This is a genomic window from Alkalibacterium putridalgicola (assembly GCF_900109825.1).
Classification (GTDB): domain Bacteria; phylum Bacillota; class Bacilli; order Lactobacillales; family Carnobacteriaceae_A; genus Alkalibacterium; species Alkalibacterium putridalgicola.
In genome coordinates this window covers 66,940-89,323 of sequence record NZ_FOBL01000006.1, presented here as the reverse complement: position 1 = coordinate 89,323, position 22,384 = coordinate 66,940, and the positions used below count along the sequence as shown (strand labels likewise).

20 protein-coding genes and 1 tRNA gene are annotated in these 22,384 nt (G+C 43.9%); 15 read left to right on the top strand and 6 right to left on the bottom strand.

Going from position 1 to position 22,384, the window contains the following annotated elements; genetic code table 11:
* Nucleotides 1-239 precede the first annotated feature (239 nt).
* From BMX84_RS03375 to BMX84_RS03365, 3 genes are read right to left on the bottom strand one after another with little or no spacing between them, the layout of a single operon-like run.
* A complete protein-coding gene (locus tag BMX84_RS03375) occupies nt 240-1,460 on the bottom strand; it encodes an ABC transporter permease (protein WP_091487218.1) in 1,221 nt (406 codons plus the stop codon).
* Nucleotides 1,461-2,168 (bottom strand): ABC transporter ATP-binding protein, encoded by a 708-nt coding sequence (locus BMX84_RS03370; protein WP_091487216.1) that lies wholly within the window; start codon nt 2,166-2,168, stop codon nt 1,461-1,463.
* 14 nt (nt 2,169-2,182) lie between these two features.
* A complete protein-coding gene (locus BMX84_RS03365) occupies nt 2,183-3,046 on the bottom strand; it encodes an efflux RND transporter periplasmic adaptor subunit (protein WP_091487214.1) in 864 nt (287 codons plus the stop codon).
* A 259-nt stretch (nt 3,047-3,305) separates the two neighbouring features.
* Between BMX84_RS03365 and BMX84_RS03360 the strand changes: the two genes are divergently transcribed.
* The 4 genes from BMX84_RS03360 to BMX84_RS03345 all read left to right on the top strand — a co-directional run bounded on the left by BMX84_RS03360 (nt 3,306) and on the right by BMX84_RS03345 (nt 7,695).
* Nucleotides 3,306-4,055, top strand: a complete 750-nt coding sequence (locus BMX84_RS03360) for a metallophosphoesterase (RefSeq protein ID WP_091487212.1) — start codon at nt 3,306-3,308, stop codon at nt 4,053-4,055.
* A gap of 5 nt (nt 4,056-4,060) precedes the next feature.
* Nucleotides 4,061-4,885 carry a metallophosphoesterase gene (locus BMX84_RS03355; RefSeq protein WP_091487210.1) on the top strand — a complete coding sequence of 275 codons (825 nt, stop codon included), beginning with the start codon at nt 4,061-4,063 and terminating at the stop codon, nt 4,883-4,885.
* 87 nt (nt 4,886-4,972) lie between these two features.
* A complete protein-coding gene (locus tag BMX84_RS03350; protein ID WP_177165447.1) occupies nt 4,973-7,153 on the top strand; it encodes a Tex family protein in 2,181 nt (726 codons plus the stop codon).
* A 62-nt stretch (nt 7,154-7,215) separates the two neighbouring features.
* A complete protein-coding gene (locus tag BMX84_RS03345) occupies nt 7,216-7,695 on the top strand; it encodes a SprT family protein (RefSeq protein ID WP_091487208.1) in 480 nt (159 codons plus the stop codon).
* Between the two features lie 21 nt (nt 7,696-7,716).
* Here BMX84_RS03345 and BMX84_RS03340 read toward each other — a convergent pair whose 3' ends face one another.
* The gene (locus tag BMX84_RS03340) at nt 7,717-8,325 is read right to left on the bottom strand and encodes an HAD family hydrolase (RefSeq protein ID WP_091487206.1); all 609 of its coding nucleotides are present in this window, start codon (nt 8,323-8,325) and stop codon (nt 7,717-7,719) included.
* Between the two features lie 153 nt (nt 8,326-8,478).
* Here BMX84_RS03340 and BMX84_RS03335 point away from each other — a divergent pair.
* Nucleotides 8,479-8,562, top strand: a tRNA-Leu gene (locus BMX84_RS03335).
* 530 nt (nt 8,563-9,092) lie between these two features.
* Here the strand turns inward: BMX84_RS03335 and BMX84_RS03330 are convergent.
* Together BMX84_RS03330 and BMX84_RS03325 are read right to left on the bottom strand one after the other, a co-directional pair.
* Entirely contained in the window at nt 9,093-9,464 is a 372-nt protein-coding gene (locus tag BMX84_RS03330) for an iron chaperone (protein ID WP_091487204.1), read from the bottom strand.
* 33 nt (nt 9,465-9,497) lie between these two features.
* On the bottom strand, nt 9,498-10,415 hold the full coding sequence (locus tag BMX84_RS03325) for an AEC family transporter (RefSeq protein ID WP_091487201.1): 918 nt from the start codon (nt 10,413-10,415) through the stop codon (nt 9,498-9,500).
* A 101-nt stretch (nt 10,416-10,516) separates the two neighbouring features.
* On the opposite strand from BMX84_RS03325, the gene gloA2 reads away from it, so the two are divergent.
* The 10 genes from gloA2 to BMX84_RS03275 all read left to right on the top strand — a co-directional run bounded on the left by gloA2 (nt 10,517) and on the right by BMX84_RS03275 (nt 22,240).
* Nucleotides 10,517-10,906, top strand: a complete 390-nt coding sequence (gene gloA2 / locus BMX84_RS03320; RefSeq protein ID WP_091487199.1) for an SMU1112c/YaeR family gloxylase I-like metalloprotein — start codon at nt 10,517-10,519, stop codon at nt 10,904-10,906.
* Between the two features lie 318 nt (nt 10,907-11,224).
* Complete coding sequence (gene gloA / locus BMX84_RS03315; RefSeq protein WP_091487197.1) at nt 11,225-11,605, top strand: lactoylglutathione lyase; 381 nt, start codon at nt 11,225-11,227, stop codon at nt 11,603-11,605.
* Nucleotides 11,606-11,659: 54 nt separating this feature from the next.
* Nucleotides 11,660-13,276, top strand: a complete 1,617-nt coding sequence (gene ggt, locus BMX84_RS03310) for a gamma-glutamyltransferase (protein WP_091487195.1) — start codon at nt 11,660-11,662, stop codon at nt 13,274-13,276.
* Nucleotides 13,277-13,320: 44 nt separating this feature from the next.
* Nucleotides 13,321-14,214, top strand: a complete 894-nt coding sequence (locus BMX84_RS03305; protein ID WP_091487192.1) for an ROK family protein — start codon at nt 13,321-13,323, stop codon at nt 14,212-14,214.
* Nucleotides 14,215-14,226: 12 nt separating this feature from the next.
* Nucleotides 14,227-14,874, top strand: a complete 648-nt coding sequence (locus BMX84_RS03300; protein ID WP_091487190.1) for an SGNH/GDSL hydrolase family protein — start codon at nt 14,227-14,229, stop codon at nt 14,872-14,874.
* 302 nt (nt 14,875-15,176) lie between these two features.
* Nucleotides 15,177-17,471: an endo-1,4-beta-xylanase gene (locus tag BMX84_RS03295; protein ID WP_177165446.1), complete on the top strand. Its 2,295-nt coding sequence runs from the start codon at nt 15,177-15,179 to the stop codon at nt 17,469-17,471.
* A 387-nt stretch (nt 17,472-17,858) separates the two neighbouring features.
* Nucleotides 17,859-19,199, top strand: a complete 1,341-nt coding sequence (locus tag BMX84_RS03290; protein WP_091487187.1) for an ABC transporter substrate-binding protein — start codon at nt 17,859-17,861, stop codon at nt 19,197-19,199.
* Between the two features lie 93 nt (nt 19,200-19,292).
* A complete protein-coding gene (locus BMX84_RS03285; RefSeq protein ID WP_091487185.1) occupies nt 19,293-20,267 on the top strand; it encodes a carbohydrate ABC transporter permease in 975 nt (324 codons plus the stop codon).
* A gap of 3 nt (nt 20,268-20,270) precedes the next feature.
* Complete coding sequence (locus tag BMX84_RS03280) at nt 20,271-21,119, top strand: carbohydrate ABC transporter permease (protein ID WP_091487183.1); 849 nt, start codon at nt 20,271-20,273, stop codon at nt 21,117-21,119.
* 350 nt (nt 21,120-21,469) lie between these two features.
* Nucleotides 21,470-22,240 carry a MurR/RpiR family transcriptional regulator gene (locus tag BMX84_RS03275; RefSeq protein WP_091487181.1) on the top strand — a complete coding sequence of 257 codons (771 nt, stop codon included), beginning with the start codon at nt 21,470-21,472 and terminating at the stop codon, nt 22,238-22,240.
* Nucleotides 22,241-22,384 lie beyond the last annotated feature (144 nt).

Below are 22,384 nucleotides of genomic sequence, written 5' to 3'. Positions count from 1 at the left end.
CGACCGAAGTAGGTGCCGGTTCGGTCGATAGGAATAAAGATAAGCATCCTAAGTGTCGAAGAAGGAGAAGTTCGGTAAGTAGAAGGTGTTGAATGGTTTCAAACGACCGAAGTAAGTGCAGATTCGGCGCTCAGAAATAAAAACAAGCGTGGAACCAACCGAAGACACATTCATAATGTAAAAACCCGTGAGATCATAAGAAACTGATCTCACGGGTTCTTTTATACTAAAACAAATCTTTATTCGAATCGTAATGCATCGATCGGGTTCAGCCTTGCCGCTTTACGTGCAGGGTAGATACCGAAGAAGATACCGACTGCTGTTGAAAAGACGAGAACAAGTGCCACGCTGCCGAGCGTATAAATCGGTACGATATTTAACGCACCCGCAATGATATTCGAGAGAAGAATTCCTAAAGTCAGACCGATCATTCCACCAATCAGACTTAAGATGATGGCTTCCATCAGGAACTGAATCAGGATGGTTCTGGTCGTCGCCCCCAGTGCTTTACGGGTTCCGATTTCTCGCGTTCGCTCAGTCACGGACACCAGCATGATATTCATGACGCCGATACCACCGACAAGCAAGGCGATGCCGGCAACTGCTGCGATGAAGTTGATAAACAGACTCAAGACATTATTGACCTGATCGAGTGCCTGCAGGAAGTTTCTGGCGTTATAAATGTTTTCGCCAACCACATCATTTCGAAGTTCCAAAAGCCGGACGACTTGATTCGAGATAGGTTCGATCTGTTCCGTATCTTCGACTTCGATGATGACGGAACTCATTCCGGCAAACTGAGGAATCTGCTGGCCAATTGTGGATTGAGGCATGGCCATAAATAAGGGGATCTGATCAGCATCAAATGCTCCCTGCATATTGGCGAAAGAGCCTTCCACCACGCCCACGATCCGCAGGTCAAAACGAGACTGAGTGATCGTCATAGACAGTGTTTCGCCCACGACATCAGTCCGTCCAAAGAGAGCTTCAGCACCGTCAGTATCGATCACGACGACCTCATTGCTTTCGTCGAAATCGACTTGATTGAAGTAGCGTCCGTGAATCAGATTGGAACTCATCGCCTGACTGAGAAACTGCAGATCAGGTGTACCGTAGGAGATGACCGACTGGCGGGTATCCATATCCGTCGATGCTGTTCCAGTGATCGTTTCGTTAGGAGAGATATACCTGATTTCATCGATGGAATCCTTCAGCACAACTAAATCTTCCTGCTCTAGGGCTTTGTCCGGTTCGTCCACCGTATTTGCTGTCAGGTTGATCGTTGTCGCACCCAGGTCACTGAAAGTTGAGGTGATCTCCTGTGTGGCACCATTTCCAACGGCCAGAATCGCAATAACAGAAGCGATCCCGATAATGATACCAAGCATCGTCAGGAATGAGCGCATCTTGTTTGCAAAAATACTGTCGAGGGCCATTTTAAAATTTTCTTTTATAAACACTTAATCCACCTCCGCATGTGAGAGCTGTTTAGGTGTGACTTTTTCATCTTCTATGATCTTGCCATCGCGGAAATGAACGATACGTTTTGTGTAGGCAGCCATTTCCGGCTCATGAGTGACCATGACGATCGTCGTACCTTCTTCGTTCAATTCCTGAAAAATATGCATGATATCTTCTGTCGTTTTTGAATCCAGGTTTCCTGTCGGTTCATCTGCCATGAGAACAGAAGGGCGATTGACGATCGCCCGGGCTATAGCCACACGCTGTTTCTGTCCACCGGATATTTCATTGGTGAAATGATACAACCGGTCGCCCAGACCCACTTTTTCCAGCGCTTCTGTCGCGCGCTCCTTGCGTTCATTATAAGGAACTCTAGCGTAGACCAGGGGCAGCATGACATTTTCCACGACATTCATACGGGCCATCAGGTTAAAAGACTGAAAGACAAAACCGATCTCTTTATTTCTGATCCCGGCCAGCTGCGAATCAGATAGACCTGTCACGTCCGTCCCATTGAGCAGATATTTACCACTGTCAAAGCGGTCGAGCAGACCCAGAATGTTCATGAGCGTGGATTTCCCGGATCCGCTGGGCCCCATGACGGAGGTGAATTCGCCTTCTTTTATCGAGAGTGTCACTTTATCCAGTGCTTTGATCGTTTCTCCACCCAAACGATATATTTTTTCTATATCGGTAATTTCTATCACGAGATACCCTCCTTCTAGTTTTCCAGCTCGACTTCGATTCCATCTTCAATATCTGCGCCGGGAGATAGAACGACCTGATCTCCTGCTGAAACGCCGTTCACCACTTCGATAATGGCTTCAGACTGGATACCAGTTTCTATATCGGCACGCTCTGTGATACCGTCGTTAACGATAAATACATAGGGTTCGTAGTTTTCATTGTAATTCAGTGCTTCTACTGGTATGACTAAAGCCCCATCTTGTGAATCTACGATAATGTCGACATCGATCTCAAAACCGGCAATCAGGTCAGACGTGTCGGAATCAAAGGTGACTCGTGCACCCAGTTGTGATGTGGCGCCAGTCTGGGTCTGCTGCTGAGTGGCGACTGAATCGATTTCTGAAACAGTGCCTCCGAATTCATCGTCATTGTAAGTTAAGATTACTTCCTGATCGACCGCGACTTCGCTTGCATCGGAACGTGATAACTGAAGTGCGACATTTAAATCGTTCAAGTTCGCGATGACGAGCGACGGACGTCCCTGCTGCGCACTCGTGTCCGCGGCGTCTTCTGACACATTTACTTGAGTCACTGTCCCGTCAAAGTCCGCTTCAAAAGCCGTACCGTCCATATAAGTGACGAGTGTATCGCCTTCTTCAACGGTATCTCCGACAGCCACGTTCAGTTCTGTCACGAGACCCTGACCGATGATTTCCTGTGTCTCACTGGGTTCGATCGTTCCAGAAGTTACTATCGTTTCAGTAATATCTTGTTCCATGACCTCAGCTGTTCTGACAGTCGCTATGTCATCTTCCTGCTGACTGCTGTAGATGCTGTAACCCACGAAGCCGACAAAGGCCAGAAAGACTATTAATCCTATCCATTTTTTTCCTCTCATAATTAAGCGTCCTTTCTCAATTCTTATTTTTATTAAATAAGTCACAACGTTAATTATACAGGTTGACAGAGTGTGTTTCTATGAATACGAGATAAAATCATAAAATCTTCACGCTTTGATAAAGATGGAGTATTGACTTGTATATAATAAACAATGACTCAAGAGGGTCCGTTTAGTGTGTGGTTTTGATATGTGGTAAACTATAAATACATTCAGCTTAAATATAAACGATGAAAGTAATGGGGAAGGAGAAATTCGAATGAAAGATAAAGTTTTTGCAGTCGGTGACGTTCATGGACAGATCACGATGTTTAAAGAAATCCTTGAGTACTGGAATCCTGATGAAGAACAGCTGGTCCTGGTCGGAGATCTGGGCGACAGAGGAGAAGACCCCAAGGCATGTTTCGAGTTGGCCAAAGATCTCGTGGATAATCACGGTGCCATCTGCCTCCGGGGAAATCATGAAGAAATGCTTCTGGACTTTCTGCAGAATCCGCAATATTCCGCCGCCACTTATGAAATGAACGGGGGAATGGTGACGGTCCAGTCTTTCCTTCAGATGGAAGAAGGGAATTACGACGCCGTCGAACTGGCCGCAAGCCTGCAGTCGAAAGTCCCGTGGCTCAAACCCTTCATCGAGTCCTTGCCGCTGAAATATGAATGGGAAGATTATGTATTCGTTCATGCCGGGGTCGATTTGACACTGGACGACTGGCGCGATTCCAAAAAGCGCGATTATGTCTGGATCAGAGAAGGCTTTTACGATCAGCCGAATCATACCGACAAAACATTCGTCTTTGGCCATACGGTAACGGCGATGCTGCATAAAGTTCAGACGAATACCGATATCTGGGACTCCGGAGACGGAAAAATCGGCATCGACGGGGGAGCAGTTTACGGAGGTGCCATGCACGGGCTCGTATTCGATAAACATGATCTGGTTGACCATTATAAAGTAGACAATACCGGGTATGCATTTTCTGAGTACCTGAGGAAGAAGGATTCATAATCAGTATGAGAATAGGCACATTATCGGATCTGCACATCGATCGAAATCAATGGGAGCTGGACGATGGAGAAACGACGCTCTCTCTTTTATCAGACATGATAAAAGAGAAGGCGGTCGATATTCTGCTCATAGCAGGAGACATCTCCAATCATTACCTGGAAAGTCATGCTTTCCTGGAAAAACTTGCGGAAGAAAGCCGGATACCTGTAAAATTCGTTCCCGGGAACCACGATTACTGGGCGAAGGAACACGACATTACAGATAGTCATGAAATCAACGATTTTTTTAATAAGCAGATCTATTCGCTTGTCGGAAAACCTTACGACCTTGATGAAGATTGGGCAGTGGTGGGAACTCCTGGCTGGTATGATTACGGTTATGCGGATCAGGATAAATACAGTGAAGCCCAGTTTGAAAAGAAGAAGTACGGCTTTGCATCCTGGAATGATCTGCATTTCGTGAACTGGAATCAGAAAGATAAAGACGTGAGTCAGGCTATGCTGAACCAGCTTTATAGAGATCTGCATTCAGTCAAGGATAAAAAAATCATTCTGATGACGCATGTAGCAACGCATCCGGAATTCGTCGTTCCGCTGCCGCACCGTATTTATAACTATGCGAATGCTTTTCTTGGAGCCAAAGGATATGAAGCCGTTTATAATGACTTTGAGTCCATCAAGTACAGTATCATGGGCCATGTCCACTTCAGAAAAGTCGTCCGTGAATCAGAACGGACCTTTATATCACCTTGTCTGGGGAGCAGTAAGCATTGGACGGATAAGCGGCTGAAAAATCAGCTGGAAAAAAGTCTGGTCACGTTCGACCTTTAAGAGGGCGGATCCCAAATTATGGATTCGCTCTTTTTTGATTTTATGATAAACTGAATAGGATGAACGAACATATTGGAGATGAATAGATTGACAGAAGAAAACAAACATGTAATGAATTTACTGATCAAAGATTTAAAAGGGTATTCTAAAAAACAGATCACCTCTGTACTGGATCTGCTGGACGACGGCAATACGGTCCCTTTTATAGCCCGTTACCGTAAAGAGGCGACAGGGTCACTGGATGAAGTGCAGATCAGAGAGATCGAAGAGCGGCACACGTATCTGACGAATCTGGAAAAACGAAAAACAGATGTCCTGGCTTCCATTGAAGAACAGGGCAAGCTGACCCCGGAGCTTGAAAAAGAAATCAAAACAGCGAATCAGATGCAGCGTGTGGAAGACCTGTATCGTCCGTATAAACAGAAACGCCGCACGAAAGCAACGATCGCTAAGGAACAGGGACTGGAACCACTGGCTGAATGGGTACTGACCTACCCTTCAGGTTCTTTAGAGGATGAAGCTGAGAAATACATCGACGAAGAGAATGGTGTGACTTCAGTCGAAGAGGCTCTGGCAGGTGTTCATGAGATCTTAGCGGAATATATTTCTGATAATCCGACCTATCGTGAATGGATCCGCGACTATACCTATAATAAAGGGGAGATCGTCTCCAAAGTCAAAGATGAAGAGGCCGATGAAAAAGGCGTCTTTGAGATGTACTACGACTACTCAGAATCTCTCGATACCTTAGTTTCTCATCGTATACTGGCACTGAACCGTGGGGAAAAGGAAGACATCCTTTCTGTCGGAATTGCCGTGGATGAAGACTATATCAACCGTTATATGGCGCGTCAGGAGCTGCCTGGCGGCGAGTCGACAGAAGCAACTGAAAAAGTAAAAGAAGCCATCAGTGATGCCTATAAACGCTTTATCGGTCCGGCGATCGAACGGGAACTAAGAAGTGACCTCTTTGAAAAAGCGGAAGAACAGGCGATCCAAGTCTTTGGCGAAAACCTGCGTAATCTTCTGCTTCAGGCACCTTTAAAAGATCAGACGATCTTGGGACTGGACCCGGCTTACCGTACAGGATGTAAGCTGGCTGTTATCGATGCAACGGGTAAAGTATTAGGCATCGATGTGATCTATCCGCATAAACCGGCATCAGCCTCAAAACGCCAGGAAGCTAAAGGCAAGTTTTTGGATATGGTCAAGAAATTTGATGTGGATACTGTGGCCATCGGGAATGGGACGGCGAGTCGCGAATCCGAGACCTTTACCGCTGAAGCACTGAAAGAAGTAGATAAAAAAGTAGCCTACGTCATTGTCAACGAAGCAGGGGCGTCCGTTTACTCGGCCAGTCCGGAAGCACGGCGTGAATTTCCGGATCTTCAAGTCGAACAGCGCAGTGCCGTCAGCATCGCCAGACGTCTGCAGGATCCTTTAGCCGAACTAGTCAAGATCGATCCGGAAGCAATCGGCGTCGGGCAGTACCAGCATGATGTGTCCCAGAAGAAACTGAGTGAGCAGCTGGACTTTGTCATCGAAGTCGTGGTCAACCAGGTGGGCGTCAATGTGAATACCGCAAGTGCCGCTTTACTGAAACATATCTCTGGACTGACAAAAACCACTGCTGAAAACGTCGTGACCTACCGTGAAGAAAACGGAAAATTCACCAGCCGATCACAGCTGAAGAAAGTCAAGCGTCTCGGACCTAAAGCCTTTGAACAGTCGGTCGGTTTCCTGCGCATCCCGGACGGGAAAGAGCCGTTCGATAATACCGGTATCCATCCGGAGACGTATAAAGAAGCAAAACAAATCATCGAATTGACCGGCTTGACTAAAGAGAGTCTGGGTTCAAGTGATCTGGAAGCCCGATTCAAACTCGTGGATGACGAAGATATAATGGAAGAAACGGGTCTGGGCCAGGAAACCATCGAAGACATCAAAAAAGCCTTGGTCGCCCCAGGACGAGACATGCGTGACGACATGCCGGCACCGCTTCTGCGTACTGATGTCCTGACAATGGAAGATTTGAAAGAAGGCATGGAGCTTGAAGGGACCGTGAGAAATGTCGTGGACTTTGGCGCCTTTGTCGATATCGGTGTGAAACAGGACGGTCTTGTCCATATCTCAAAACTGAGTAATTCTTACGTAAAACATCCAAGCAATGTGGTCGCTGTCGGGGATATCGTGAAAGTCTGGATCGATTCAGTTGATCTGAATAAAGGACGTATCTCACTCAGCATGGTCGAAAAAGAGAATAAATAAAAAATATTCAGAGAGGTCAGGAAAGACGCCTGGCCTCTGACTTTATAAAAGGCGGAAGTTTAATGGAAACACATGAGCTGCAGCGTTTAGTGGAAGAGGTTTCGCTGAAACACTTCAAACGGCCGTTCAGACACAAAGCATCATTCAACCGACGACTGCGAACGACTGGCGGCCGTTACCATCTTGGCTCACATCATCTGGACTTTAATCCGAAAGTTTTCGAAAAAGCAGGGATGGAGACCTTCATAGGGGTCATCAAACATGAACTGTGTCATTATCATCTGCACTTAAATGGTAAAGGGTATCAGCACAAGGACAGAGACTTCAAAAATTTGCTTGAAGAAGTGGATGGACTGCGCTACACGCCGTCTTTAAAGGAACCGGATCAGCCGATCAAGGTCTGGCAGTACCGGTGCAGAAAGTGCGGGAGCGTTGCTCAGAGAAGGCGACGGTTCAATACGGCCAAATTCGTCTGCGCCAGATGTCAAGGAAGATTTGAACTGTTGGGAGAAACCGAAACGAAAAAGACAGCCGTTGACTAAATCAGCGGCTGTCTTTTTTTATCAAATGACGATTCCAACTTGCATGAAGTGATTTTTGAGGTCATCGATATTCCCATCAAAAACATGACCTTGCATGCCCAGAGCGCTTGCCCCTTCGATATTGACTCTTAAGTCATCGACAAAGAAGCATTCAGACGGATCGAGATCGAAGTGAATGAAAAAGTTCTGGTAAAGCTCTATTTCCGGTTTAAGACCTTTCCAGTCAGAAGAAAGGAATAGCCCGTCAAAATACCCCAGTCCTGGTATGATCTGTTTAAATTTGTGGAAATCCTGAGACACGTTCGAAAACAAATAGAGGTCGTATCCATTAGCTTTCAGCCGTTTAAGAATATCTTTCATTTCGGTAATGGGTGTCATTTTTTCATACCAGGTCTCTAGGATATCACGCACGGATGGATGAAGTTCATCAGGAAGGTTTTCCGAGGCTTTTTCGACTAGTTCTTCTTTTGTTAGGGTCCCCCGGTCAAACTGCTGCCATAAGTCAGCGTAAAAGATTTCGTCTAATAAAAGTTTCTGGTGCTCTGTGTTGGTTGTAAAGCTCTGGATAAACTCTTCAGGCGCATAGTTGATCAGCACATTTCCCATGTCGAATACTACATTTTTTATCATCTTGTCTCGTCTCCTTTATGTATTTTCAGTTGATGTTCTTCTGTTCAAGCATACCATACAGAGTGGAAATTAATAACTGAACCGTATGTTTTTACATAAAGGATATTGACAATCAGGCAAAACATTGATATGATAACTTTTGTTGAGTATTAAGCGCACGTGGCGGAATGGTAGACGCGCCAGCTTGAGGGGCTGGTGGGGCGATGCCCCGTGGAAGTTCGAGTCTTCTCGTGCGCATAATGATAAAAAGACGGCATCCAGATTCACTTTGGATGCCGTCTTTTTTCTGCATTTAAAGAGCTTTTGTCAACTGGACAAGACATTCTCATTCAGTTCAAGAAACCAAAGAATCTTATATAAACTAAAGTGATTTTGATTAGTGGGTTGCTAAAAGATAGCCTTACTTGTCACAACTCTACTGAATTAAATTCAATGAGTTAATAGAAGAAGGGCAATTTTGTGCTAACTCTTTTACAAAAGACTCTGTAGTTCACAAAAGAAGGGCCATCTTCTATTAACTCAAAGGCAATTAATAGGTCACTTGCAAGAAAATGGACCATCTTCCTACAACCCAAACCATTCTATTCTGATGACTTACTAGAACATTGGCAAACTTATATAAACTCAAATGAAAAGTAGATGAGACTTTATAGAAGTTTTGGCCACTTCTATAAAGTTTAGATCCAAATTACCCTGAGTTGATAAAAGGCGTGATAGAAAAGAGGCTGACAGATAAATATTAATCTGTCAGCCTCTTTCTTATATGATTATTTTCTCCAGAAAGTCGTGCAGTCTTTTTTATCTTCTATATTATAGCGGATCATCTCATCGAGCAGATCATAGTTGACAGGCTGCTTGCGTTTGATCTTGAAGGTTTCTTTGAGAAGTTCATACTCTGCGCCTTCGATCTCTTCTTTAAATTTGCGCAGGGCTGCTTTTTCAGGGGCAACCGAAATGTGGTTCCTGGCTGCGCTGAACGCAATGATAAAGGTGTCATGATCCGTATACATCGGCTGGCTCCACGCTATGCGTTTGCCTAAATCAGGAAACTCCTTTTCCACGTGCTGATAGATATCGGAGATTTTTTGTCTCATTTCTTCGTCGTCAATTGCCTTTAAGTATTCGTCAAAGGTATCCATGTCCAGTCACTTCCATTCATAATTCTAAATCGATTATAACAAAACAGCTGAAGCAAGACTAATCATAAGTGGAATGGTCACGATGGCCAGGAAGCTGGCAAGGATAATTATACGAGCACCATACTCATAATCCCCGCCATAGAGCTGTGAAAACAGTGCGGTATTGATCGCTGTGGGGGTGGCATTGGCAATCGACAGGACCAGCAGGACAGACGGATGTGTGATCGGCAGAAGCCACAGCAGGAAAACACCGATCGTTGGTGCTATAATTAAACGTAGGGTAACTGTCCAGTAATTCGATTTCACCAGGAAAATGTCTTTGATTCTGCTTCGTGCCAGATAACCGCCAAGTAAAATCATACCCAGAGGAGAACTCAGTCCGCCGATCGTATCTAAACTATTATATAAAATGTCAGGCAGGGGTAAGCGGAGAATGTACAATCCAAAACCTATAAACGACCCTAAACTGGCTGGGTTTGTTAAAATAGAACGCAGCGTGATGGCTTCTTTTCCTTCTGACAGCATCCATTTTCCGTATGTGTACTGGAAAATCGCTGAAGTGACGATATACATGGAAAGGTAGAAGATACCTTCATAACCTAATATGGGCAAAACGATCGGGATGCCCATATAGGCGGTATTGGAAAAAACGATGGCGTACCGGTCGATTTTCGATCTGTTCCTGAGTAGCGTATGTGCTAAAACGATACGTGAAAGAATGATCGATAGAGAACCGATAAAGGATGTGAAGAGTATGTATAGCTGACCTGAATCGTAGTCCTGCTGGAACGACATCAAAATGACGATAGGTATGACAAATTTCGTTACAATATTAGCAAGCTGCTGGGTACCATCCATATTCAGAAACTTAAATTTCACTAAAATGAAGCCAAACATCATCACAAAAAACATTTGAAGCAGCTGATTAAAAATGACTGAAGATATTTCCATAATAAACGCCTTCTATCTATACGATTTGTAGTTAGAGATTAAATTCTCTTAACGACTACTATACCGTTTCATCCACCTATTTGCAAAAGGAGAGACAGATTATGTTCAATACCATCCATCATGTCGCGATCATTGCGAGCGACTATGAAACGTCCAGACACTTCTATACAGAATTGCTTGAGTTTCCTGTGATCAATGAAGTTTACAGAGAAGAAAGACGGTCCTATAAGTGCGATTTGAAAGTTGGAGAAAGCCAGATCGAACTGTTTTCATTCCCTGATCCCCCTAAGCGGCCGAACGGACCTGAAGCAGCAGGACTTCGTCACTTGTGCTTTGGGGTGGAGGATATCAGTGAAACAGTAATGAAATTAGAAAATAGAGGAATTGACTGTGAGGAAATAAGAGTTGATCCTTATACCGGGAAAAGATTCACTTTTTTTAAAGATCCTGATGGGTTGCCTCTGGAAGTGTATGAAAGTGGTACCCTGTAGGACTAAAGTCAGGCAGGTGCCCGGAAGTGAAATGCATATAAAAAAGGACAAAAAAAGCACCCTTGTTTCCGCAAGGGCACCTGCATAGAAAGGAGATGATTTATGAAAAAGAAAACTAGTAGTACTGCTACTAACTTTGTTTCTATACAAATGATAACGCATACAACAAACTATGTCAACACTAAAATATAGATTATATTCAAAAAAATTCAATCGCTTACTTTGTTGATGTCAGAACACAATGAACGATCAGGAAAGCTTGACGCTCAGATGAAAGTAAGGCAAAATAAAGAATAAATATGAACGGAGGAACGAGTAATGAGTAAAAAAATGATCCACACATGCATACGCGTGAAAAATCTGGAAAAATCAGTTGCTTTTTACAAAGATGTTTTAGGAATGGAGGAGGTCAGACGGCTGGACTATCCAGAATATAAGTTCACATTGGTTTATCTGGCTCTTCCTGGAGACGGTTATGAACTGGAGCTCACATATAACTACGATCAGGCAGAACCGTATGATTTAGGTAATGGCTATGGACACATCGCAATCGGTGTAAACGACTTGGAAGATATACATGAAGAATACAGTCAATCCGGTTATATGGTGACTGATCTGAAAGGATTATCGGATGGGGCAGCTTCCTATTTCTTCATTAAAGATCCGGATGGCTATAAAATCGAAATCGTTCAGCTTTAATAAAGCAAGCCGGGGAGTTACCCGGTGTTACATACGAAGGGGATAAATATACACATGGGAGATTTGGACTTCAATACAGGAACATTTCATTATGGTTCAAGGAGAGAACTTGTCTATGGAAAAAATGGGATGGTTGCAGCGTCTCATCCGCTTGCCGCACAGGTTGGAAGGGACATTTTAAAAGCCGGGGGAAATGCGGTCGATGCTGCTGTTGCGACGGCTGCAGCTTTGACAGTGGTCGAACCGGGATCGAACGGTATCGGGGGAGACAGTTTCAGCATCATCTGGAAAGATGAACAGCTGTATGGTTTGAATGCAAGCGGTCCTTCGCCGAAAGGAATGGTGCCCGCTTCTTATCTGGATAAATCGAAACCGTTTCCTACTTACGGTCTTAAGGCTGTCACCGTACCTGGTATCCCAGCTGGTTGGGCGGAACTTATCGAAAAACATGGCAAACTGTCACTTGAAGCTGTCCTGGAACCGGCAGCAAGACTGGCCGAAGAAGGTGTCGTGATTTCTGACACCGTTCACAATGCGTATCAGCGGTCGTTTAACCGCTTCACTAAAGAAAAAGAACAGTATCCGGAAATGATATCCTGGTTTGATGTGTATGCATCCGGAGGCCGTGTACCTGATGTGACGGAAGTATGGTCATCAAAAGGACATGCCAGGACGCTCCGTCTCATCGGACAGACAAAGGGGCGAGCTTTTTATACGGGGGAAATCGCTGATGCGATCGATGCATTCTCGCAGGCATACGGGGGATATCTGCGGAAAGACGATCTGGCGGGTTATCAGCCGGAATGGGTCACACCGGTGAAAGTGGACTACAAGGGATACCAAGTATGGGAAATGCCGCCGAACGGCCAAGGAGTCGTGGCGCTGATGGCTTTGAATATATTGAAGCATGTCGATATGAAAGGTAGAGATGATCCAGATACGCTGCACAAGCAAATAGAGGCTATCAAACTGGCATTTTCAGACGGTCAACTGACTATAGCGGATACTGACCACATGAAACTGAATGTATCCGAACTATTGTCAGAGGATTATGCAAAAGAAAGAGCCCGTTTGATAGGAGATCAGGCGATAGATGCTCAGCCGGGATTCAGTGATAATTCAGGAACGGTGTACCTGGCGACTGCTGATAATGAAGGCAATATGGTTTCCTATATTCAAAGCAACTACATGGGATTTGGTTCAGGCGCTGTCGTTCCGGGGTATGGTGTGAGTCTTAATAATCGTGCTGTGGGCTTTGCCCTGGAAGAGGGGCATGTCAATGCACTGGCTCCCGGGAAGCGCCCCTTCAATACGATCATCCCAGGTTTTTTAACAAAAGAAAATCAGGTAATTGGACCGTTTGGTGTCATGGGTGGGCAGATGCAGCCTCAAGCACACCTACAAGTCCTGCAATCCATGATCGATTTCAAAATGAACCCGCAGGATGCTTTGGATGCACCGAGATGGCAGTGGGTCAAGAATAAAAAAGTGATGGTCGAACCGACGATGCCGCTGGCCTTGATCAATGCGCTTAAACATAGAGGCCATGCAGTAGAGGTAGAAATGGAAAAGAGTCATTTCGGCAGAGGACAGATCATTATAAAAACAGAAAATGACACGTATGTAGGCGCGACAGAACCGCGTACAGATGGACACGTTGCCGTCTGGTAGCGATGGAGACTCATCACCCAACATAAAATTCAGGAGGCAGGTACATGGCGATTTTAGCATTTGATATTGGAGGATCTTCAGTCAAATATGGGGTCTGGAGTGAAGAACAGTTAGTTGCAAAAGATAAATTCAAGACACCAGGGACTTGGGAAGAAATGAAAGGAAAGCTGGCAGCTGTAAAAGGAAATGCGGAACAGCGCTATTCATTAGAAGGCGTTGCTTTCTCTGCCCCGGGTGCAGTAAATCAGGAGGCCAAACAGATCGAAGGAATCAGTGCTGTAAAGTATCTTCACTTTTTCCCTATTTATGATGAACTGGAAGGATTATTTGATTTGCCTGTCACTTTTGAAAACGATGCGAACAGTGCTGCTTTGGCTGAAGTCTGGAAAGGATCTGCCCGAGAAAATGATACAGTTTTGTTTGTCATTATAGGAACAGGTATCGGCGGGGCAGTTATTGTAAATAAACAGGTACACCACGGCCCCCATTTATTTGGGGGCGAGTTTGGCTACATGCTGCTTGATGGCGATAAGACCTTCAGCGATCTGGGGACTGCCGTCAGGATGGCTAGACGCTACGCTGACCGTAAAGGCATTGCCCAAGACGAAATCGACGGGAAGCAGGTATTCGAGCTGGCAACACACGGCGATCCGTTAGCTAAAGAAGAAGTAGATAAATTTTATTTTTATCTGACAAAAGGCCTTTACAATCTGGCCTATGCTTTCGATCCAGAAAAGATCATTATCGGTGGAGGAGTCTCCAGTATGGATGGGCTCATTGAGCGGCTGAATAAAGAATTCGATGATCTTCTGAAACGGATAAACTATAAAACGTTCCGTCCAGAACTGGAAGTATGTACCTTCAGGAATGATGCCAATCTAATCGGAGCTGTTTATAATTTCATGCAGAAGAATACTGACTCGCTGACGACTGACTAAGGAGAATTCAAAATGAAAATAATGAATGATGATACCCTGTTATTTATCGGAGACAGCATAACAGACGCCGGACGTGACAGGACTGATCCAGACGACTTAGGACAGGGATTTCCTTTGCTTGTTTCTGCTTACCTTCAGACGAATATGCCCGAACAGAGACTGACATTTTTAAACCGTGGGATCGGTGGAGATAAGTTGAGTGATGTCAAGAACAGGTGGGAAGAAGATTGTCTGGATCTTGATCCGGATATCGTGACACTTCTGATAGGAATCAACGATACGTGGAGAAATCAGGACAACGATCATCTGGCGACGGACGAAGAACTTGAAGAGTTTGAGTCGGATTATAGATTTTTGCTGAAATCCCTGCATCAGCGTACCGATGCCCGTGTTATCCTGATGGAACCGTTCGTCCTGCCTTATCCCAAAGACCGTATGAACTGGCGCAGAGATCTGGATCCACGTATTCAGATCGTCAGAAAGATGGCTAAGGAGTACCAGACAGAACTCATACCTCTTGACGGACTGCTGAATGCTCAAGGTATAAAAAACGGGTTCAGTTACTATACGGGGGAAGACGGGGTACATCCAACCGTTGCCGGACATGGTTATATAGCTAAAGCATGGCTGGATGCCGTGATCGATAAAAAAGTGTTGTAAAGTTGAATCAAGTATGTTAATATTACTTTTATGCGATGAGTCGAATGTTTCCACTGTTTGTGGAAACTTCATGCACGATACAGATGTTTGATCATCACGACAGGAAGTCGGTATTGGAGAATTCACGCTGTGAACGTGAACCTCGCCTATTTTATAGGTTGCGATTATGCGGACAGGCCAAACTGTCCGTATTTTTTTGCTCAAAAACAGGTTAGTTTAAAAAATAAATTAATCATTGAATTATATTGAAACTCGTGTAAGATATGAAGAGAAATGTAAGCGATATCAAAAGGAGAGGTCAAATGCTTGATAAAATAAAAAAAGCTGCAGGGATGTGTTCGACGTCTCTTATAATGGGAGCGGCATTCATCTCAGTAGGAGCTTCAGCTGATGAGTATGAAGAGGTCACAGTAGGATTCGAGGAAGAAACCCATCTGCTGATCCCCCGAGGTGAAACGGAAAGTCTGACCCGCACGGACCTTGATGCCTATTCAGGAGAGTATTCTTTGCTGACAGAAAATAGAAGCGAAGCCTGGAATGGGCCATCGATACGGATCGAAAATAAAGTGGATCTGTCAAAAGAATACCTCTTTTCAGTTTGGGTAAAATTTGCGGATAAAGCACTGGATGATCTACAGCTGTCGACTCAGATAGGTGAAGGGGATAATGCAAGCTACCAGATCATAGACACTCAGTCAGCTTCTGCAGACGAATGGATCAATCTGGAAGGGACGTATAGATATGACGGAAATGGTGATGGATTCATAAGTGTGTATGTCGAAAGCGTAAATAATCAGACCGTTCCTTTCTATATCGACGATTTTACGATGACGTCCAGCGAACTGGAAAGTGACGTTTCAATAGAGACTGAACTTCAGCCGATCAAGGATGTGTATGCTGACCATTTTCTCATAGGTAATGCGGTGTCCATGGCGGAACTGGAAGGTCGGAGACTGGATCTGCTGACACATCATCATAACTTGGTCACGGCAGAAAATGCCATGAAGCCGGAATATGCCTATGGTGCTGACCGGGAATTTGATTTCAAGGACCAGCAGCGTTTAGTCGACCGCATCCAGGAAGAAGGCCTGAAGCTTCATGGTCACGTGCTGGTCTGGCATCAGCAGTCACCTGAATGGCTTCATACACAAGAGGGAGAGTTGCTTTCGAGAAAAGAAGCCCTTCAAAATATGGAACGACATATAGAAGAAACGATCCTGCAGTACGGAGATGATGTGATTGCCTGGGAAGTCGTCAATGAAGCTATGAATGACGATCCCAGGGATCCAGAAATGTGGCGGGCGATGCTGCGCCGTTCGGAATGGTATGAAGCGATCGGTGACGATTATCTGGAACTGGCATATATGAAGGCACGCGAAGTTCTGGACACAAACGGCTGGGAAGACGTGCAACTCTATTACAACGACTATAATGATGATAATCAGAATAAAGCAACAGCCATTTATAATATGGTGAAGGAAATAAATGACAGTTATGCAGAAGACAACCCGGGAGAGCTGCTCATCGACGGTATCGGTATGCAGGGACACTACAACATCGGGACAAGTGTGGACAATGTTCGCCAGTCTATTGAACGATTCAGGAAACTGGGCGTTGAAATCGGTATTACTGAACTGGATATAACAGCGGGCGGAACAGGAGAACTGAGTGAAGAACAGGAAATCGATCAGGCACTGATTTACGCTGGCTTGTTCAAGCTGTACAAAGAACATTCCGATATTATTTCCAGAGTCACATTCTGGGGACTGAACGATGCAACAAGCTGGCGGTCTGAACGCAGCCCGCTTTTGTTTGACAGGGACCTAAAAGCTAAAAAGGCCTATGAAGCAGTGATCGATCCGGAAGGTTTCCTGGCACGATATGGAAAAACTGGAGAAGTTGATAAACAAACTGCCCGAGCTGGCTACGGCACACCTGACTTATCCGTAACAGACGATGCGGTTTGGACCGATGCAGCAGAACTAACCGTCGACAGATACCAGATAGCCTGGAAGGGCGCTTCGGGTATTGGGCGTGTTTTATGGGATGAAAATAATTTGTATGTTCGTGTAGAAGTTACAGACGATGGCATCGATGTTTCAGGTAAAGAATCATGGGAGCAGGACTCTGTTGAAGTATTCGTCAACACGTCATTAGATGATTCAGCTTCCTATCAGGACGGTGACGGACAATACCGTGTGAATGCTCAGGGGGAAGAGTCGTTTGGTGAAATGACGGATCCGTCAAGTATAGAGTCCAGAGTGCATGAAACTGACAAAGGTTATACTGTGCAGGTAGCGATACCCTGGCAGATTATTGAACCAGAACCGGGACAGGAAATCGGGTTTGATCTGCAGATCAATGATGCAAACTCGGGAGCAAGGGAAAGTATTGCGGTATGGAATGACTTGACTGGTCAGGCATATCAGAATACCTCAGTGTTCGGAGTGCTTGAGCTTGCACAGAACGGTCTGTCAACTACAAGCTCTACCAATGAGAGTGATTCGTGGTCCCCGTGGATGATCGGAGGGACAGCAGGGAGTCTTATAGTGGCTGGAATCGGAACCCTTTTCGTCATTAAACAGAAAAATCAGTAAAGAGAGAGACTGTGTGCTCTCTTTTTTTGTCGTCTATTTTCAAGTATATATTATTAAATTAGCGTTTTTCTGTAACTTTAGTAATTTTTTAGCCCAAAACTGTCATGTGTTGAAATGAATGTTGAAAAAACTATTGCATTTCAGCAAACAAGAAGGTATTATATACATGTAACCGCTATTAGTTTGTCAGACGAACAAACTAATATAATTTTTAATCAGGTATGTAAACGCTTCACATTAAATCTTCTTCTAAAATGAAATCGATTACTTATTGGTTTAACTTACATTGAACAAGTAGAAGAAGGAGTTAAAAGGAGGAGTACTATCGAAAAAAAACAGGGGACGTTTTCTGATTGGACACTCACATTATAATTTGGAGGGATATTCATGTTAAATAAAAAATGGTTTTTAGGATTAGCAACAATGTCAGCGCTAACATTGGCAGCGTGCGGAAACGGCGATACAGCTGATGAAGGGGCAACTGATGAAGAAGTCGTTGAAACAGAAGACGGCGAGGCGTTTGAAGCGCCTACGACCGGCGGCGAAGGTGTCCTGGATGTCTGGACGTTTACTGATGAAGCTGCAACGATGATCAATGATTACTATCTTGAAGAATTTCCTGATTTAGATTATGAAATCAATATTTCTGAAGTTCCTACCGAAGAGTTTGAAACTCAGTTAGACCCTGTTTTTGGTACAGATAGTGCTCCGGATGTCATTTTTGCTGAGCAGGCCTTTGTTAAAAAATATGTCGAGTCAGGCATGCTTGTAGACTTGAGCCAGTTCGAAGGGATTGCTTCAGGTGCTGAAAATACATTTGATTATGTAAAAGAGATCGGTACACAGGAAGACGGTACATTCGTTGCAAACTCCTGGCAGACAACGCCAGGCGCATTCTTCTACCGTCAAGATCTTGCAAGTGAGCACTTAGGAATCGAATCTCCTGAAGATATGCAGGCAGCTATCAGTGACTGGGACGGATTCCTGAATACAGCACGTGACTTAAAAGAGGCCACAGACGGATCCGTATATATGGTGTCCAGTCGTGGTGACTTGAACCACCCTTACTATATGTCCCGTGAACAAGGCTGGGTAGTAGATGACACATTAGTCATCGATGACCAGTTGTACGAACTTCTAGACACAGCCAAAACCATGGTAGACGAAGGTCTGATGATGGATGCAGATCCACAGGGAGAAGAATACTTCGCAGCGATGAATGGTGATGAAGTCATGGGTTACAGCCTGCCGACATGGGGCATGCACTTCTGGCTGAAACCAAATGCTGATGAAACAGCAGGGAACTGGAGAATGGTAACAGGACCAACTTCATACTTCCGTGGTGGTACATGGATGGGGATCACTCAAACGTCCGATATGCAGGAAGAAGCCGCTCAGTTAGTTGAATGGCTGACAACGAGTGAAGACTTTATGAGAACATGGGCAGAAGAAACCGGAGACGTTGTTTCGCATGAAGGTGTTGTAGAAGAAGTCCGTGGAGATTATGAAGAAGAATTCCTGGGTGGACAAAATCACTACGATGCATTTGCTGATGCTATTCCAGCAATCGACGGTTCGATCATTACGGAATACGACCAAACCATTTCTGGAGCTTTCGACGACTTGGCACTGACACCTTACTCTAAAGGCGAAGTGACTCAAGAAGAAGCAATCGAAGCTTTCAAACTGGAAGTTCAAAACCTCTATCCTAACCTGCAGGTGGATTAAAAATAGTATAAAAGTGTAGCACAAGGAAAGTGCAGCTGGACGCTTATCGCAAGCGTTCACTGCACTTTATCCACTACATGGAAAGGAGATATTATGGCAACATCATCTGATACGACAACAGAAAGCAAAGCAATTACAAAAAGACCTAAAAATTTGGCAAAAAGAAAAGATGCGAACAAATGGGGATATTTCTTTGTGGCGCCTTTCTTCATATTTTTCCTGATCTTTAACTTTTATCCGATGTTCTATACGATTTATTTATCCTTTACCGATCTGGCAGGCTGGGCTACCGAGGCAAACTTTGTCGGGTTCCAGAACTTCGAGAGACTGTATAACAATGAATTGTTCAGAAGATCAGTATTCAACACGACTATTCTGTGGTTAGTCAACTTTTTCCCGCAGATCATTTTAGCCTTCATCTTGGCCTACTGGTTTACAAACAGGAGGATGAATCTAAAGGCGACAGGATTCTTTAAAAGTATGTTCTATCTCCCGAATATCATCACTGCTGCATCAGTAGCCTTGATATTCAGCTCTTTATTCAGCTATCCACGTGGACCGCTGAACCTGATCATGATGGATTGGGGACTGATCAGTTCACCGATCGACTTTTTCAGAAGTGTCATCGGGACACGTTTGATCGTTTCCTTCATTCAATTCTGGATGTGGTATGGTCAGACAACCATCGTTCTGCAGGCTGGTATCTTAGGTATTGATGAGAACCTGTTCGACGCTGCGCGAGTTGATGGTGCAACGGACTGGCAGTCATTCACAAAAATCACCATGCCATTGATGAAGCCGATCACGCTTTATGTACTGGTCACCTCTCTGATCGGTGGTCTGCAGATATTCGATATCCCTTACCTGCTGACAGGTGGAGGACCGGCACAATCAGTTGAAACCATGATGATCTTTATTTACAAACAAGCATTCCAGGGCGGAAGAAACTTAAACGTTGCGTCAACTGCATCTGTTTTCCTCCTTATTATGACCTCTATTTTAAGCTTGTTTATCTTTAACAGTTTCCGAGACAAAAAAGCTAGAAAATCCGTGAAAGGAGTGAAATAGGCTATGTACGAAACAGGCAATCCAAAAACTGTGAAGGCGCAGCGCACACTGATCTATGTATTCTTTGCCTTGTTAACACTGTTGAGTATCATACCTTTCTGGGTCGTGATCGTCAATGCAACCCGATCCGCTCCTGAAATCCAGCAGGGACTTTCACTTATTCCAAGCGACTCGGCCTGGTCTAACTGGACACACTTGCGAGATCAAGGTTTCAATATCTTTCAAGGGTACGGAAACTCATTCTTTATCGCTGCAAGTGCAACAATTTTGAGTTTGTATTTTTCATCCCTGACGGCTTATGCGTTCATCGTTTATGAGTTCAAAGGTAAAAAACTCATCTGGGGAATCATCCTCTTGCTGATCATGATCCCGACACAGGTAAGTATCATCGGTTTCTATAAATTCATGGCAAACATGGATTTACTGAATAACTATATTCCACTGATATTACCTTCTGTGGCGAGTGCACCGACCGTCTTCTTCATGAAACAATATCTGGAGACGATCTACCATCCGGCCTTAGTCGACTCGGCTCGTGTAGATGGGGCGAGTGAAATTTTCATCTTCCACCGCATCATTTTACCGTTGATGCGCCCCGCTCTGGCTACGATGGCTATTTTCTCATTCATCGCATCATGGAATAACTTCTTGCTTCCATTGATCCTAATCAATGACCGTTCGATGTACACCTTGCCAATGCTGGTGCAGTTACTGACCACGGATGGATATAAGACAGAGTATGGAGCCATGTATATGGGTATCACATTATCCGTCGTACCGTTGCTCTTCCTCTATGCCTTTCTGTCTCGTTACATTATCGGCGGAGTTACAGCCGGAAGTATCAAACAGTAACCTATTAAAAAATAATATGACCAGACATGAAAGAGGTTGGGACAAAAAGTCTCAGCCTTTTTTGTCTGTTAACTGTTGTTTAATCAGTGACTTTTCATAGATTATCCATAAAACGATCCCAAGACCTGCTGTTTAATGGCTCGCTAATAATGTAGTATCAATCAATGCCGGCGTTATGGCTAAGCAATTTTGCTCTCTTCTGACATGAAAATAAGTTCAGAAAAAGGAAACAATCATTCTAATGATAATCGATTATAGATTCCTCACAAAGAGTACAATGGAAATAAGCCTTTTATTATTAGAGATTTTCGATATACTTGTTGTGAGATAAAAATAAGGAGAAGATAACTGTGGTTGATATAACTAAAATAGTTCAAGGAAAAGCACTTTCAGAGTTGGATGAACAATTACTTCAATACATATTGGAGAACATGGACTGTGTTCTTCAAAAAGGTGTACGACAAATCGCAAAAGAGAATTTTACATCACCTGCAAGTGTGATTCGATTATCAAAAAAATTAGGTTATACTGGCTTTATTGATTTGTATTATCATCTGTTACCACTGGTTAATACCGAAGAGGAAACTGAGGAAAATGATGAAAAGGGTTTTTTCGAACTCGAGGGTTCATTAGTTTTTCAACATAATTCATCTGAGAAGATAGATAGATTTGTAGAGAAAGTACTTTGCTTAGAGGGAAAAGTTATTTTCATCTATGCCGCAGGATTTTCTGCTATAACAGCTGAGTATTTATATAAAAAATTACTATTACTTGGAAAACAGGTTATTATAGCTACTTCTTTGGATTCAGTGGGGGTGTTAGAGAACAATTTAAAGAACATAGGAGTTTTTGTAGCTGTTTCTAAATCCGGCGAAACCCAAGGTGTTCTTGATAAAATGCATACCGCTAAAAAAGCTGGTATTTATACCGTTTCCTTTACAAAAGAAACACCCAATCGGATAGCTAAATGCAGTGAGTTGAATTTTAAGATTACCGATCAGCATAAGTTAGACGACAGGAACCTGCTTCCTAATACTTTTTTTCCATTTACTTTATTACTCATTGAGTACTTACTCAGTGTTTACTTAAAAGAATTAAATGAAGTAATAGAAGAAAATTAAAAATCAAAAAATAAAGCAGTACTTATTTTAAATATCAATTCGTTCGTTTGAGTTTCTATGAAGTGTTGATAAATTTATGGTAAATGCTATGTCATAGGTTTATCCTGAAACGTGTTTCGTTATAGTGAAACACGTTTTTTCATG